Below are 15,241 nucleotides of genomic sequence, written 5' to 3' on the forward strand. Positions count from 1 at the left end.
TCTTATCCCGGATATTGACAAGCTTGCCGCGCCAGTCACAGCGCGCACTCAGAACAGGAAGTCACATTTCACCCCCAAGTTATCCACAAATTAGGCCGGTTTTGTTCACTTGCAAACGCCCTGTTTTCTCACTATCTTGTTACCTCACCGACATACAACCCCTATATATAGTGTTTACATACTGAGCAGAGCTACTACACTTCTGCTTAGGGGCACCATACGGACAGGTAAAACACCACATGAACCAAAGTCTGCTTGTAACTAAACGCGATGGCCGTAAAGAGCGCATCAACCTCGACAAAATCCACCGGGTCATCGACTGGGCCGCGGAAGGGTTAAACAACGTCTCGGTTTCTCAAGTAGAGTTGCGTTCGCACATTCAGTTTTATGACGGCATCAAAACCGCCGACATTCATGAAACCATCATCAAAGCCGCTGCCGATCTGATCTCCCGCGATGCGCCGGACTATCAATATCTGGCCGCCCGCCTGGCGATTTTCCACCTGCGCAAAAAGGCTTACGGCCAGTTCGAACCGCCGAAGCTGCACGCTCACGTGACCCGCATGGTAGAGATGGGCAAGTACGATAAGCATCTGCTGGAAGACTACAGCGCTGAAGAGTTCGAGCAGATGGACTCCTTTATCGATCACTGGCGTGACATGAACTTCTCCTACGCGGCAGTCAAGCAGCTGGAAGGCAAATACCTGGCGCAGAACCGCGTCAGCGGCGAGATCTACGAGAGCGCCCAGTTCCTGTACATCCTGGTCTCCGCCTGCCTGTTCTCCAACTACCCGCGTGAAACCCGTCTGGACTACGTCAAACGTTTCTACGACGCGATTTCCACCTTCAAGATTTCGCTGCCTACGCCGATCATGTCCGGCGTGCGCACCCCGACCCGCCAGTTCAGCTCTTGCGTGCTGATCGAGTGCGGCGACAGCCTGGATTCCATCAACGCCACCTCCAGCGCCATCGTGAAATACGTTTCGCAGCGCGCCGGCATCGGCATCAACGCCGGCCGCATCCGCGCGCTGGGCAGCCCGATCCGCGGCGGTGAAGCGTTCCACACCGGCTGTATCCCGTTCTACAAGCATTTCCAGACCGCCGTTAAGTCCTGCTCGCAGGGCGGCGTGCGCGGTGGCGCAGCGACGCTGTTCTACCCGATGTGGCATCTGGAAGTGGAAAGCCTGCTGGTGCTGAAAAACAACCGCGGCGTTGAAGGCAACCGCGTGCGCCACATGGACTACGGCGTGCAGCTGAACCGCCTGATGTACCAGCGCCTGATCAAGGGCCAGGACATCACCCTGTTCAGCCCGTCCGACGTGCCGGGCCTGTACGATGCGTTCTTCGCCGATCAGGACGAGTTCGAACGCCTGTACACCCGGTACGAGCAGGACGACAGCATTCGCCAGAAGCGCGTGAAGGCGGTTGAGCTGTTCTCGCTGATGATGCAGGAACGCGCCTCTACCGGCCGCATCTACATCCAGAACGTCGACCACTGCAACACCCACAGCCCGTTCGATCCGCAGATCGCGCCGGTGCGCCAGTCGAACCTGTGCCTGGAAATCGCGTTGCCGACCAAGCCGCTGGACGACGTCAACGACGAAAACGGCGAAATCGCCCTGTGTACGCTGTCCGCCTTCAACCTGGGCGCCATCGACAGCCTGGACGATCTGGAAGAGCTGGCGACCCTGGCGGTGCGTTCTCTCGACGCCCTGCTGGACTACCAGGACTACCCGATCAAAGCCGCTCACCGTGGCGCCATGGGGCGTCGCACCCTGGGCATCGGCGTGATCAACTTCGCCTATTATCTGGCGAAGAACGGCGTGCGCTACTCCGACGGCAGCGCCAACAACCTGACCCACAAGACCTTCGAAGCCATTCAGTACTACCTGCTGAAAGCCTCCAACCGTCTGGCTCAGGAACAGGGCGCCTGCCCGTGGTTCAACGAAACCACCTATTCGCAGGGCATCCTGCCGATCGACACCTACAAGAAAGACCTGGATACCGTCTGCAGCGAGCCGCTGCACTACGACTGGGAAACCCTGCGCAAGGACATCCAGGAAACCGGCCTGCGCAACTCGACCCTGTCTGCGCTGATGCCGTCGGAAACCTCTTCGCAGATTTCCAACGCCACCAACGGCATCGAGCCGCCGCGCGGCCATATCAGCATCAAGGCGTCGAAAGACGGCATCCTGCGCCAGGTGGTGCCGGAGTACGAGCGCCTGAAAAACGACTACGAACTGCTGTGGGAAATGCCGAACAACGACGGTTACCTGCAACTGGTCGGCCTGATGCAGAAGTTTATCGACCAGTCGATTTCCGCCAACACCAACTACGATCCGACCCGTTTCCCGGGCGGCAAGGTGCCGATGAAGCAGCTGTTGAAAGACCTGCTCACCACCTACAAGTTTGGCGTCAAGACGCTGTACTACCAAAACACCCGCGACGGTGCGGAAGACGTACAGGAAGATTTGCAGCCAACCAAGGCCGGCGATGACGACTGCGAAAGCGGCGCCTGCAAAATCTAAAGCTTTAACACAGCGGGCCGGAATTTTCCGGCCCCTTCTATTACGATGGATTCAGGTTTATGGCTTACACCACTTTTTCTCAGAATAAAAACGACCAGCTGCTGGAGCCGATGTTTTTCGGCCAGTCGGTTAACGTTGCCCGTTTCGACCAGCAAAAGCATGAAATCTTCGAAAAGCTGATCGAGAAGCAGCTGTCCTTCTTCTGGCGTCCGGAAGAAGTTGACGTGTCCCGCGATCGCATCGACTATCAGGCGCTGCCGGATCATGAGAAGCACATCTTCATCAGCAACCTGAAGTACCAGACGCTGCTGGACTCGATCCAGGGCCGCAGCCCGAACGTGGCGCTGCTGCCGCTGATCTCCATTCCTGAATTGGAAACCTGGGTGGAAACCTGGTCCTTCTCCGAGACCATCCACTCGCGTTCTTACACCCATATCATCCGCAACATCGTCAACGATCCGGCGCTGGTGTTCGACGATATCGTCACCAACGAAGAGATCCTCAAGCGCGCGAAAGACATTTCCGGCTACTACGACGATCTGATCGAAATGACCAGCTATTACCATCTGCTGGGTGAAGGCACCCACCAGGTGAACGGCAACACCGTTACCGTTAACCTGCGCGCGCTGAAGAAGCAGCTTTACCTGTGCCTGATGAGCGTCAACGCGCTGGAAGCGATCCGCTTCTACGTCAGCTTCGCCTGCTCCTTCGCCTTCGCCGAACGCGAACTGATGGAAGGCAACGCCAAGATCATCAAACTGATCGCCCGCGACGAAGCGCTGCACCTGACCGGCACTCAGCACATGCTGAACCTGATGCGCTCGGGCGCCGATGACCCGGAAATGGCGGAAATCGCCGTCGAGTGCCAGCAGCAGTGCTACGATCTGTTCGTGCTGGCCGCCCAGCAGGAAAAAGAGTGGGCGGAATACCTGTTCCGCGACGGCTCGATGATCGGCCTGAACAAAGACATTCTGTGCCAATATGTGGAGTACATCACCAATATCCGCATGCAGGCGGTCGGCCTCGGCCTGCCGTTCGAAACCCGCTCCAACCCGATCCCGTGGATCAACGCCTGGCTGGTGTCCGACAACGTACAGGTCGCGCCGCAGGAAGTGGAAGTCAGCTCCTACCTGGTCGGCCAGATCGACTCGGAAGTGCACGCCGACGACCTGAGCGACTTCGAACTCTAAGCGATGGCGACGCCAACCGTAACGCTGCGCACCGCCGGTGCGCAGCTGCCCTGCCCGAAAAGCGAAAGCTGCCTGCTCGACGTGCTGGAACTGCACGACGTGCAGGTGGAATATCAGTGCCGTTCCGGCTATTGCGGCGCCTGCCGCCTGAAGCTGGTGAAAGGGGAAGTGACCTATCGCCAACAGCCGCTGGCGTTTATCAACGACGGCGAAATCCTGCCCTGCTGCTGCATGCCGCTGACCGATATCGAGCTGGAAATCTAATGGGTTGGGTGCCTGAAACCGCGCCAGGAGACCAGAAGGCGGGGTTGCCCCCGCCCTATGATTTACCGCTTCACATACAGGTTAACGTCATTAGGACAGTGATATCTTTCTGGTAGATTTCCAACCCGCAAAAGCGATCTTTCATCATCCATACAAATATCAAAACCGTAATACATACAACAGTTAACGCGTATAGCGCATGTTTTTTATACATGCTTGCCTCCTTGCTGTGAAGGGGCTACCATACCGGTGTCTAGGCGGTATGTGCAGCCCCATTCTGATTGAGAGTCAGTCTGGGGCTTTCATCTATCCGCCTTGTCACACAATGCCCAAGACGAACAGTCTCAAGCACCCGCACTGAGAGTAACAGCATTCTCCCACCGCGAATATCCCCTATAATATTATGATTAATAAGGGATATATCACCACCATCAAGCATTGTTACTCGATGACTTCAACGATCTCCAACCAGGCGTTTTTACCACATGCCTGCTCGCCATTCAGCCAACGCCGCAGCATGTCCAGCGCCAGCATCGCCACCGACTCCTGGCGCAGGCGTAGCCCGTGGCGAGATGCGCGATAACGTACGGTCTGGCCGATGCCGCCGCGCGGCGTATGCAGCGCCACGCTGACCTGCTCGTCACTCATGGCGCTGACCGCCAGCGCCAGCGGCGCGCCGGTCAGCTCCGCCAGCGAACGGGCGCGCGCCAGGCTGGTTTCCAGCGTTTCGACACAGTGGGCGGGCAGCAATTCACCGCCGGCCAGCGGCGCGGCTTCGCTCTGCAGCTGCAGATTGATCAGCCCGGCGCTGAACTGCTCGCTCAGCGCCAGCTTCAGCCCCTGCTGCGTTAAGCGCTGCGCCAGCAGGGCCGGCAGGCCGACCGTGCCTTCAAAGATGCAGTTGTCCCCCGCCACGGCGCGCACCCGCTCCCAGGCCTGCTCCATCGCTGCGCGCTGGCTGACCGGGCCGGTCAGCTTCAGTTCGATAATCGGGCTGGAAGAGCGATACCCCAGCACCACCTGCGGCGGCAACGGCATGCCGTCGAGTTCGGCGGCCAGATCGCTTTCCGAGGTGCCGAAGGTGGTCAAGCGCAGGCACAACGGCGGTTCAGGCAGGGTAAATCGCTGGCGCAAACGCGGTACTATCTGCTGTTCGACCATCACTTTAAATTCGGAGGGCACGCCCGGCGTGAAGAACATCAGGCATTTGTTCAGCCGCAGCGCAAAACCGCAGGCGGTGCCGACCGGGTTGTCCAGCATTTCGGCGTTGGCCGGGATCTGCGCCTGCTTGCGGTTGGAGGCGGCCATCGGCCGGCCGCGTTCGGCAAAATAAGCTTCGATGCGCGCCAGCCATTCGGCGTGTTCGACCAGCCCGACGCCGCTGGCCGTGGCGGCCGCCAGCGCGCTGAGGTCGTCGCTGGTCGGCCCCAGCCCACCGTTGACGATCAGCACATCGGCGATATGGCTGCGCTCCCGCAGCGTTTCGACCAGAGAGGAGAGGCTGTCCCCTACCGTTTCGCGCCCGCTCATCGGCATGCCTTGCTGGAACAGAAAGTCCGCCAGCCAGGCGGCGTTGGTATCAATAATTTGCCCGTGCAGCACTTCGTCACCGGTGCTGAGCATCTCCACCCTTAACATTGATCTCTCCCACATTTTCTGGTCATTCCACTATAGAAGCCTGTAAATAACTTTTCACTAAGCGTCGCCGGATAATTTCGCTCAGGGGCATTTTTTAGCGCCGCCGCGCCGCCCACCCCGGCGTAAACATTATTGAACACAAGCCGTAACGTCGGTTTGACACAAAATAGTCGATCAACTATCCTGCCGCACTCAGAATTAGTTACCTATAATTTTCCAAAATCTTTGGCTGGTAGAGAAAAACGTGAAGAATCGCACTCTTGGCAGTGTTTTTATCGTGGCGGGCACCTCCATCGGCGCCGGCATGCTCGCGATGCCGCTGGCGGCGGCGGGCGTCGGCTTCGGCGTTACCCTGGCTTTACTGGTCGGGCTGTGGCTGTTGATGTGTTACACCGCGCTGCTGCTGGTTGAGGTTTACCAGCACGAGAAGGCGGATACCGGCCTCGGCACCCTCGCCAAACGCTACCTCGGCGGCGGCGGCCAATGGCTGACCAGCTTCAGCATGATGTTTTTGATGTACGCCCTGACCGCCGCCTACATCAGCGGCGCCGGAGAGTTGCTGGCGACCAGCATCAGCCAGTGGACGTCGCAGGACTTCCCCACCACGCTCGGCGTATTGCTGTTTACCCTGGTGGCCGGCGGCGTAGTCTGCATCGGCACCCATTCGGTCGACCTGTTCAACCGCATCCTGTTCAGCGCCAAGGTGGTGTTCCTGGTGGTGATGCTCGGTCTGATGCTGCCGAATATTCACCAAACCAACCTGATGACGTTGCCGCTGGAGCAAGGGTTGGCGCTCTCCGCCATCCCGGTGATCTTCACCTCTTTCGGTTTTCACGGCAGCGTGCCGAGCATCGTCAACTACATGGGCGGCAACATTCGCCGGCTGCGCTGGATATTCATCATCGGCAGCGCCATTCCGCTGGTGGCCTACATCTTCTGGCAGCTGGCCACGCTGGGCAGCATCAGCTCCGACACCTTCGTCGGCATCCTGGCCCAGCAGGCCGGGCTGAACGGCTTGCTGCAGGCGGTGCGCGACGCGGTAGCCTCACCGCACGTGGAGCTGGCGGTGCATCTGTTCGCCGATCTGGCGCTGGCCACCTCGTTCCTCGGCGTGGCGCTCGGGTTGTTCGATTTCCTGGCCGACCTGTTCAAACGGCGGGATAACGTGCGCGGCCGCCTGCAGACCGGCGCCATCACCTTCCTGCCGCCGCTGGCCTTCGCCCTGTTCTATCCGCGCGGCTTCGTGCTGGCGCTGGGCTTCGCCGCCATCGCGCTGTCGGTGCTGGCGCTGCTGCTGCCGTCGCTGCTGGTGTGGAAAACGCGTCAGAAGCATCAGGCGCAATACCGCGTCTGGGGCGGCACGCCGGCGCTGGCGCTGGTGTTTGTCTGCGGGGTCACGGTCATTGCCATTCAGCTGGGCATCGCCAGCGGCATGCTGCCCGCGGTGGGGTAACTCATTGGTTGTCGAAACAAGGGGGCCGCAAGCCCCCTTTTTGCTGCGTCAGAAGCTCAGGCCAACGCCGATGTACGGACCATCGGCCAGCGTGTTGTCGCGGCGCCCGTCCTTGCCTGCCATCTGCATGTAGCGGTAACCCACGTCCACGCTCAGCGGACGGAAGACATTCCAGCGCAGGCCGCCGCTGGCCTCGTTATAGGCCTTGACGCCGCTGGTCAACGACTCCGGCGCGAAGTACCCTTCGCCGTGCAGGCTGAAATAGCGGTTAATCACCCACTCCAGGCCGCCGCCCAGCGCCAGCGCCCCGCCGCTTTTTCCGTCTTTGGGGCTGAGGTACAGCGCCTTGCCGCCCACCGTCGCCGTCAACGGCCCCAGCGGCACGCCGAAGTTCAACCCCAGACTGCCGACGTTGCCGTCATGGTCGCTGCGCGCCCAGTTACCGGTCAGGCCCAGGCCGGAAGAACCGGTGCTCATGCCGACGCCCAGATTGGTATAATGCTCCCCGGCTTCGCCAGACAGGCTGACGGCGCTCGCCGAACCGGTCACCAACAGCAGGCCTGCCGCGCACGCGACCCAAGTCTTTTTCATCATCTTTCCCTCTGGTTTTGTCATCCATTCAGAATGATCGAGTCAACTGCCAATAATACCGTCACGAGTCTATACCAAAGCACAACGACTCTTTAAGGGATAAAAGCGAAAAAATGCTTAACTAATCAAAGAAATGTAAATTTGTGAAAACAGAAATCAAATTCGCGGCGCCGACGCCAGCGATAACTCGCACCTATTTGCCGAGCGGCGGCTAAAGGTCTACAACTAGTAGTGGTTTTGACCCCGGTCAGGGGAAAAGCCTACCGGCAGGACTATGATGATGAACGCTTAAACCGCCCGAGTATCAACTCAGTTGCAATACGATAAGGAGCAAGTGATGAGCAAGAAAGGACTGACTACCGCAGCCGGCGCACCGGTTGTCGATAACAACAACGTGATCACCGCGGGCAAACGCGGGCCGATGCTGCTGCAAGACGTGTGGTTCCTGGAAAAACTGGCCCACTTCGACCGCGAAGTGATCCCCGAGCGCCGCATGCACGCCAAAGGTTCCGGCGCCTACGGCACCTTTACCGTCACCCACGACATTACCCAATACACCCGCGCGAAAATCTTCTCTGAAATCGGCAAGCAGACCGACATGTTCATCCGCTTCTCCACCGTCGCCGGTGAACGCGGCGCCGCCGATGCCGAACGCGATATCCGCGGCTTCGCGATGAAGTTCTATACCGAAGAAGGCAACTGGGATCTGGTGGGCAACGATACGCCGGTATTCTACCTGCGCGATCCGCTGAAATTCCCCGACCTCAACCACGTGGTGAAACGCGATCCGCACACCAACCTGCGCAACCCGGTATACAAATGGGACTTCTTCTCCCACCTGCCGGAGTCGCTGCACCAGTTGACCATCGATTTCAGCGACCGCGGCATCCCGAAATCCTACCGTCACATGCACGGTTTCGGCAGCCATACCTTCAGCTTTATCAATGCCGACAATGAACGCTTCTGGGTGAAATTCCACTTCCGTTGCCAACAGGGCATCGAGAACCTGATGGACGACGAGGCGGAAGCGATCATCGCCAAGGATCGCGAAAGCTCGCAGCGCGACCTGTTCGAGGCGATCAAACGCGGTGATTTCCCACGCTGGAAGCTGCAGATCCAGATCATGCCGGAGCACGAAGCCTCGCAAACCCCTTACAACCCGTTCGATCTGACCAAGGTGTGGCCGCATGGCGACTATCCGCTGATCGACGTCGGCTTCTTCGAGCTGAACCGCAACCCGGACAACTATTTCTCCGAAGTTGAGCAGGTGGCGATGAACCCGGCCAACGTGGTGCCGGGCGTCAGCTTCTCGCCGGACAAGATGCTGCAGGGGCGGCTGTTCTCCTACGGCGATGCGCACCGCTACCGCCTGGGCGTCAACCATCATCAGATCCCGGTCAACGGCGCCAAATGTCCGTTCCACAACTATCACCGCGACGGTGCGATGCGGGTGGACGGCAACAGCGGCAACGGCGCCACCTACGAGCCGAACAGTTTCGGCCTGTTCCAGGAGCAGCCGGACTTCAGCGAACCGCCGTTGAGCATCGAAGGCGCGGCCGACCACTGGAACCACCGCGAAGACGACGATTACTACAGCCAGCCGCGTGCGCTGTTTAACCTGTTGAGCGCCGAAGAACACCAGCGCATGTTCACCCGCATCGCCGGCGAACTGTCGCAGGTGCCGGAGCAGATCCAGCGCCGCCAGGTCGATCTGTTCACCAGGGTGCACCCTGATTACGGCGCCGGCGTGGCCAAAGCGCTGGGCCTGAAGTAAACCGCAGGGTCTGAATTAAAGCCGCCCGCGCCCCTGAACTGCACCCCAAAAGTTGGACACCCAACTGAGTAAGGTGCAGTTTTTTATGCGAGCGACGTCTGCGCCGCCACCCACTGCTGCAGCCGGCGGCGCGAGATCTTGATGCCGCCCTGTTTCAATTCGTCGGGCAAGGCGAACAGCGCCGCCGGGCGCTGGAAGTTGGCCAGCTTGCCCTGCGACCACGCCAGCAGCGCCCCCAGCGTCAGCGACGTTGCGCTGTCGATCACCGCTACCGGCCGCTGACCGAACTCAGCGTCGTCCACCGGCACCACGAACGCCTGCGTAATCTGCGGATGGGTCAGCAGCAGGCGTTCGATATCTTCCGGCTGAACGCCCTCGCCGCCGCTAAAGAACAGATTGTCCAACCGGCCGAGAATGCGCAGCTCACCCTGCGCCATCACGCCGCGATCGCGGGTGCGGAACCAGCCCTGAGCGTCCGCCAGCGGCTGCAGGCCGCCATCACGCCAGTAGCCCAGCGCCAGGCTGTCCGCACGGATCCATACCTCTTCGTCCACCAGTTTTATCTCACGACCGGCGAGCGGCAAACCGACGCCCGGCCGCGCATCGGCGCGCTTGGCGCACACCGTCGAGGCCAGTTCGGTCAGGCCGTAACCGCACCAGCAGCGAATGCCCGCCGCCTCGGCCTGCCCGGTCAGGTCTGGCGGGATAGTCGCGCCGCCCAACAGCACCGCTTTCAGCCTCAGCCCCGCCAGCGGCTGCGCCAACAGCCGCCACAGCTGGGTCGGCACCAGCGAGGCATGGGTACAGCCCGCCAGCGCCTCGGCCAGCGGCAGCCTGTCGCGCACCACCAGCGCGGCGCCCGCCGACAGCCAGCGCCATACGATGCCCTGCCCGGAAACGTGAAACAGCGGTAGCGACAGCAGCCAGCGATCCTGCCGCCGGAAGTCCATCAATTGCCGCACGCCGGCGGCGCTGGCCAGGTGATTGGCATAGCTGTGCGCCGCCGCCTTGGGCATGCCGCTGGAGCCGGAGGTCAGCGTCAGCGTCGCCAGCCGCCGCGGATCCCAGGACGGCGGGTCGGCCCGGCGCGGCTCGGTAGACGGCGAAGTCAGTGGGATGACGCACGTCGGCAACGCCGGCAGCGCGTCGGGGCTGAAAGCGAAAGCCACCGCCAGCTCGGGCAACAGCGCGGTCAGCTGAGCCGCCGGCAGCGCCGGATTTAGCGGCAACAGCCGTGCGCCGCACTGCAGCAGCGCCAGATAGGCCAGCAGCAACGGATAACTGTTGTTGCCGCACAGCGCCACGCCGCTCCCCGCCTGCACGCCCTGATGCTGAAAATGCGCCGCCAGTTCATCCACCTGGCGCCGCAGCGCCAGCCAGCTCACCGGCTGCCGGCCAACGATCAGCGCCGTGGCCTGCGGTTGGCGCTGCGCCCAATGGCGCCACGGCCAATCGTTCAACGGCGCCATAGACACGCCAGCGCGGATGTACCCCACAGCGGCAACCGACAGTCCGGCCAGGGCCGCAGCAGCTGCGCCTGCATCAACCCCAGCGTATCCAAACCCGGAACGGTGTTCGGCGTCAGCCAGTGGGCGATGCGCGCCAGCTGGGTCAAGCCCAGGCTGGACTCGATGCTCGAGCCGATCACCGCCGTCAGCCCCGCCGCATGGGCCTGATCCACCAGCCCGCGGCAACGTTCCAGGCTGCCGGTCAGCATCGGCTTGATGACGATCGCCGCCACGCCCGGCTCGGCCCGCACCACGAAGTCGGGCTCGCGCACGCTTTCGTCCCAGGCGATGGCGATGCCGGTATCTCGGGCAAATGCGCGCGATTCCGCGCGGGTCCGGCAGGGTTCTTCGAGATAGGCGATGCGATCGCGCAACGCCGGATTAACGTACTTGGCGAAGCCGTCGGCCCTGGCGCGGCTCCAGCTGCGGTTGGCGTCCAGCCGCAGGCGCAGTTCCGGCAACGCCTCCAGCAGCACGTTGACAATCATGCCGTCGCGCACCGCCTCATACAGCCCCACCTTCACCTTGGCGACCTTCTCGCCCGGCAGCGTGGCCAGCGCCTCGAACAGCGCATCGGGATCGCCGGTGCACAGCGGCGCCTTGCGGTAATCCGCCTGCGGCGGCAGCCGCTGCTCCAGCTCGGCCCGCGCGCAGCTGAGGCCGAACGCCACCGACGGCAGCGGGCTGTCGACCGGGTCATCTCCCGCCTGCCAGTGCGGCAGCCAGGCCAGCGCGGCCTGTTCCGCCTGCGCCAGGGTTTCCTCGCTGAACCCCGGCAGCGGCGCGATTTCGCCCCAGCCCTGCCGTTCGCCCTGCCGCAGCCGAACCAGCAGGCCGTCGCGGGTTTTCAGCCGCTGATTGCGCAGCACCACGCCCGCATCCATCGGCACACTGTAGCGGTACAGCGTCGCGCTACGCATCACGGGTTACGCTTGAATTTACTGAAGTCCGGCTGGCGCTTTTCATTGAATGCGTTGCGCCCTTCCTGGCCTTCGTCGGTCATGTAGAACAGCATGGTGGCGTTGCCCGCCAGCTCCTGCAGCCCGGCCTGGCCGTCGCAATCGGCGTTCAGCGCCGCTTTCAGACAGCGCAGCGCCATCGGGCTGTTCTGCAGCATTTCACGGCACCAGCGCACGGTTTCCCTTTCCAAATCGGCCAGCGGCACCACGGTGTTGACCAACCCCATCTCCAGCGCGGCGGCGGCGTCATACTGGCGGCACAGGAACCAGATTTCACGCGCCTTCTTCTGGCCGACGATGCGCGCCATGTAGGATGCGCCCCAACCGCCGTCAAAAGAGCCGACCTTAGGCCCGGTCTGGCCGAAAATGGCGTTGTCCGCGGCGACGGTCAGATCGCACATCATGTGCAGCACGTGGCCGCCGCCGATCGCGTAGCCGGCCACCATCGCCACCACCGGTTTCGGGCAGGTGCGGATCTGGCGCTGGAAATCGAGCACGTTGAGGTGATGCACGCCGCTGTCGTCGCGGTAGCCGCCGTAATCGCCGCGCACTTTCTGATCGCCGCCGGAGCAGAAGGCCCGATCGCCGGCGCCGGTGAGAATAATGCTGCCGATACCGTCGTCATAGCGGGCGTTGGCCAGCGCGTCGAGCATCTCTTTTACCGTGTGCGGGCGAAATGCGTTGCGCACCTGCGGCCGGTTGATGGTGATCTTGGCGATGCCGTCGGCGGACTTGTGATACAGAACGTCGGTGAAATCGCCGGAGCAATCCCGCCAGTCGACGGCGGCGTACAGCTGTTCTTCATTCGGATAGCGCATATTCGGTTCCTTAACCTGGGTTAACGAGAAAATCCTGCAGCTCGGCGACGAACGCCTGCGGGTTGGCCAGGTGCGCGTTATGTCCGGCCTGCGGCACAATGCGCAACGGCAACCCGGCGTCGCGCGCCAGCCGTTGAAATTTGGGGTCGTTCTCACCGCACAATACCCGCAGCGGCACCGCCAGCTGCCGCAGCTGCGGCGCCAGACAGGGCTGCCGGCCCAGCGAAGTGGCCTCCAGCATATCGGCCACCGCCGCGCCGCTATTGCCGGAGCGCGCGGCGATCAGCGCCTGCCGATGCACCTGGCTGAGCTCGGTAAACACCGGCTGCCGGTACCAGTCCGCCAGCACCTCGGCGACCGGCTGATGGCGAAAACGCTCGGCCCAGGCGGCATCCTGTTCGCGGCGGCGGCCGCGCAGTGCTTCGCTGTCCAGCCCCGGATTGCCGCCTTCGATGATCGCCCCCTGCAGGCCCTGAAGCCGGCCATGGCAAGCGTGATACATGGCGATGCGCCCGCCCAGCGAATACCCCACCAGCCAGTAGCGTTCAATGTCATGCAGCTGCAGCGTGGCGCTGATTTGCGCGCTGATATCGTCAAAGCCGCGGCAAGCCACGGCGACCGAATCGCCATGGCCGGGCAGATCGATGGCCAGCGACGGCCATTCGGGGCAGCGCGCGGCGATCACCCGCCATTCATTGTTGTTGCCCAGCAGGCCGTGCAGCCAAACCAGCCAGGGACGATCCGCCTCGCCCCGCTGTAAAACGCGTGTCGCCAGCATCATTGCACCGCCATCTGTCGTATCAGCTGCTGCAGGCTCTCGGCCCCGTCGCTGGGCGGCACCTGCAGCTCGATCAGCGTCGCGCCAACGCGGCGCCACCCCTGAGCCACCGCCTGCTGCAGCTGGTCCCAGCTTTCCGGCCGCGCGTAGCGCAGCCCGAACATCGCCGCCGCGTGGCTGAATTCCACGTCCTGCGGCATGCAGTAAAAACGCTGACGATCGTCTTCCGGCGTCGGCAGCAGCGAGAAAATCTGGCCGCCGTTGTTGTTGACCACCAACAGCACCGTCGGCGCGGAGCACTGCCGCAGCAGCGCCAGCGCGTTGAGGTCATACAGTGCGGAAAGGTCGCCCACCAGCGCCAGCGTCGGTTTGGCGGTGGCGCGCTGCACGCCGGCGGCGGTGGATATCAGGCCGTCGATGCCGCTGGCGCCGCGATTGCTGTAGACCGGATAGCCGGCCGGCAGCCGGGTCAACGCATCGACCAGACGCACCACCAGGCTGTTGCCGAGGAACAGCTGGCCGTTTTCCGGCAGCAGCTCAGGCAGCCGATGCGCCAGCTGCGCCTCGCCGAAGCGATGAATCAGATGGGAGGAAGCCGCGTCCAGCGCCTGCTCCGCCAGCCGCGCCAATTCGCCGGCCCAGGGGCTGCGCGGCTGTGCCGGATGCAGCGGCAGCCACTCGGCTATCGCCGCGCAGATGCGGCGCCCGCGGTGATGGGCCGGATCGAGCCGCCCCGGCAGCGCGTCGACCAGCCAATATTCTTCGGGGCGGCACCCTTCCTGCCACTGCAGCAGGCGTTTGCCGGTCAGGCTGCCGCCAAACTGCAGCACCAGCTGCGCCTCCTGCAAAATGCGCTGAGCCTGCGGCCGCGCCAACCAGAGATCGGCGCAGGGCAACGGTTGCCCGGTCTGCGACAGCACGTCGCCGATCACCGGCCAACCGAGCATGGCGGCCCACTCGGCCAGCATCGCCCCTTCTTCGGCGCTCATCCGCCCGGCCACCACCACGCCGCGTTTCTGCCGCCAGAAGAACCAGTCAGGCTCAGGCTGCACCGCGCGCGCGTCCTGCTCGCGCAGCCAGGGGGCGCCGTCTTGCCACCAGCTGCCCAGCGCCGCCGACCACTCGGCATAACGCCGTTCATCACCGCCGTACAGCGGTTCGGCAAACGGGCAGTTGATGTGCAATGCGCCGTGCTGCAGGCGCGCCATGGCGCTGTCAACGCTGGACACCAGCCAACTGGCCGGAATATCCGGCGTCGGGCGCGGCAGATCGAGATGCAATGCGGGGTGGCTGGCGTAGAGGCCATTCTGGCGAATGGCCTGATTGGCGCCGCAGTCGATCAGCTCCGGCGGCCGATCGGCGGTGAGGCACACCAGCCTTTCGCCCGTCAGCCCCGCTTCGATCAGCGCGGGGTAAAGATTGGCCGCGGCGGTGCCGGAGGTGACGATCACCGCCACCGGCTCACGCGTCGCCTTCGCCAGGCCGAGCGCCAAATGGCCCAGCCCGCGTTCGTCAAAATGGGTATGGCAGATAAAAGACCCGTTGGCCGCCGCAGCCAGCGTCAGCGGCGTGGAACGCGAGCCCGGAGCGATACAGACATGCCGCACCCCATGGCGGGACAGCGCTTCCAACAGCAATGCCGCCCATCGGCGATTAAAAACACTTGTCGACATAGTTCGCTCACAGGTCAGTTGGCTGAGGCCCTCTCTGGCGCTGCCGCGCCAAAAGTTATGCCCGGTA

Annotated in this window: 13 protein-coding genes; 5 read left to right on the forward strand and 8 right to left on the reverse strand. The window is 62.6% G+C overall.

Translation table 11 applies throughout. The features are described 5' to 3' along the window. Positions 1-239 precede the first annotated feature (239 nt). From nrdA to yfaE, 3 genes are read left to right on the forward strand one after another with little or no spacing between them, the layout of a single operon-like run. Positions 240-2,528, forward strand: a complete 2,289-nt coding sequence (gene nrdA, locus D7I37_RS26170) for a class 1a ribonucleoside-diphosphate reductase subunit alpha (protein WP_061795828.1) — start codon at positions 240-242, stop codon at positions 2,526-2,528. 59 nt (positions 2,529-2,587) lie between these two features. Next, positions 2,588-3,718 (forward strand): class Ia ribonucleoside-diphosphate reductase subunit beta, encoded by a 1,131-nt coding sequence (gene nrdB / locus D7I37_RS26175; protein ID WP_061795827.1) that lies wholly within the window; start codon positions 2,588-2,590, stop codon positions 3,716-3,718. Positions 3,719-3,721: 3 nt separating this feature from the next. After that, positions 3,722-3,982: a class I ribonucleotide reductase maintenance protein YfaE gene (gene yfaE / locus D7I37_RS26180; protein ID WP_061795826.1), complete on the forward strand. Its 261-nt coding sequence runs from the start codon at positions 3,722-3,724 to the stop codon at positions 3,980-3,982. Positions 3,983-4,052: 70 nt separating this feature from the next. Here the strand turns inward: yfaE and D7I37_RS27610 are convergent, their stop codons facing one another. Both D7I37_RS27610 and D7I37_RS26190 read right to left on the reverse strand, forming a co-directional pair. Next, entirely contained in the window at positions 4,053-4,196 is a 144-nt protein-coding gene (locus D7I37_RS27610; protein ID WP_073970250.1) for a Hok/Gef family protein, read from the reverse strand. A 227-nt stretch (positions 4,197-4,423) separates the two neighbouring features. After that, positions 4,424-5,620, reverse strand: a complete 1,197-nt coding sequence (locus D7I37_RS26190) for a nicotinamide mononucleotide deamidase-related protein YfaY (RefSeq protein ID WP_129544703.1) — start codon at positions 5,618-5,620, stop codon at positions 4,424-4,426. Between the two features lie 244 nt (positions 5,621-5,864). Between D7I37_RS26190 and tyrP the strand changes: the two genes are divergently transcribed. Continuing rightward, a complete protein-coding gene (gene tyrP / locus D7I37_RS26195; protein ID WP_061795824.1) occupies positions 5,865-7,073 on the forward strand; it encodes a tyrosine transporter TyrP in 1,209 nt (402 codons plus the stop codon). Between the two features lie 48 nt (positions 7,074-7,121). Here tyrP and D7I37_RS26200 read toward each other — a convergent pair whose 3' ends face one another. Then, positions 7,122-7,664, reverse strand: coding sequence for a YfaZ family outer membrane protein (locus tag D7I37_RS26200; RefSeq protein ID WP_061795823.1), 543 nt, complete (start codon positions 7,662-7,664; stop codon positions 7,122-7,124). Positions 7,665-8,001: 337 nt separating this feature from the next. On the opposite strand from D7I37_RS26200, the gene katA reads away from it, so the two are divergent. Further along, positions 8,002-9,438, forward strand: a complete 1,437-nt coding sequence (gene katA / locus D7I37_RS26205; RefSeq protein ID WP_061795822.1) for a catalase KatA — start codon at positions 8,002-8,004, stop codon at positions 9,436-9,438. A gap of 83 nt (positions 9,439-9,521) precedes the next feature. On the opposite strand, the gene menE is transcribed toward katA, so the two are convergent. From menE to menD, 5 genes are read right to left on the reverse strand one after another with little or no spacing between them, the layout of a single operon-like run. After that, complete coding sequence (menE, locus tag D7I37_RS26210; RefSeq protein ID WP_129544704.1) at positions 9,522-10,907, reverse strand: o-succinylbenzoate--CoA ligase; 1,386 nt, start codon at positions 10,905-10,907, stop codon at positions 9,522-9,524. Continuing rightward, positions 10,895-11,866, reverse strand: coding sequence for an o-succinylbenzoate synthase (gene menC / locus D7I37_RS26215; protein WP_095098536.1), 972 nt, complete (start codon positions 11,864-11,866; stop codon positions 10,895-10,897). Before menC ends, menE begins: the two co-directional genes overlap by 13 nt. Continuing rightward, positions 11,866-12,723 (reverse strand): 1,4-dihydroxy-2-naphthoyl-CoA synthase, encoded by an 858-nt coding sequence (gene menB, locus D7I37_RS26220; protein ID WP_095098538.1) that lies wholly within the window; start codon positions 12,721-12,723, stop codon positions 11,866-11,868. Before menB ends, menC begins: the two co-directional genes overlap by 1 nt. 10 nt (positions 12,724-12,733) lie before the next feature. Continuing rightward, positions 12,734-13,504 carry a 2-succinyl-6-hydroxy-2,4-cyclohexadiene-1-carboxylate synthase gene (gene menH / locus D7I37_RS26225; RefSeq protein ID WP_061795818.1) on the reverse strand — a complete coding sequence of 257 codons (771 nt, stop codon included), beginning with the start codon at positions 13,502-13,504 and terminating at the stop codon, positions 12,734-12,736. Beyond that, positions 13,501-15,174 (reverse strand): 2-succinyl-5-enolpyruvyl-6-hydroxy-3-cyclohexene-1-carboxylic-acid synthase, encoded by a 1,674-nt coding sequence (gene menD / locus D7I37_RS26230; RefSeq protein ID WP_129544705.1) that lies wholly within the window; start codon positions 15,172-15,174, stop codon positions 13,501-13,503. The genes menH and menD overlap by 4 nt, the downstream gene beginning before the upstream one ends. Positions 15,175-15,241: the final 67 nt, after the last annotated feature.

It is taken from the genome of Serratia sp. 1D1416, from assembly GCF_003641105.1.
Classification (GTDB): Bacteria; Pseudomonadota; Gammaproteobacteria; order Enterobacterales; family Enterobacteriaceae; genus Serratia; species Serratia ficaria.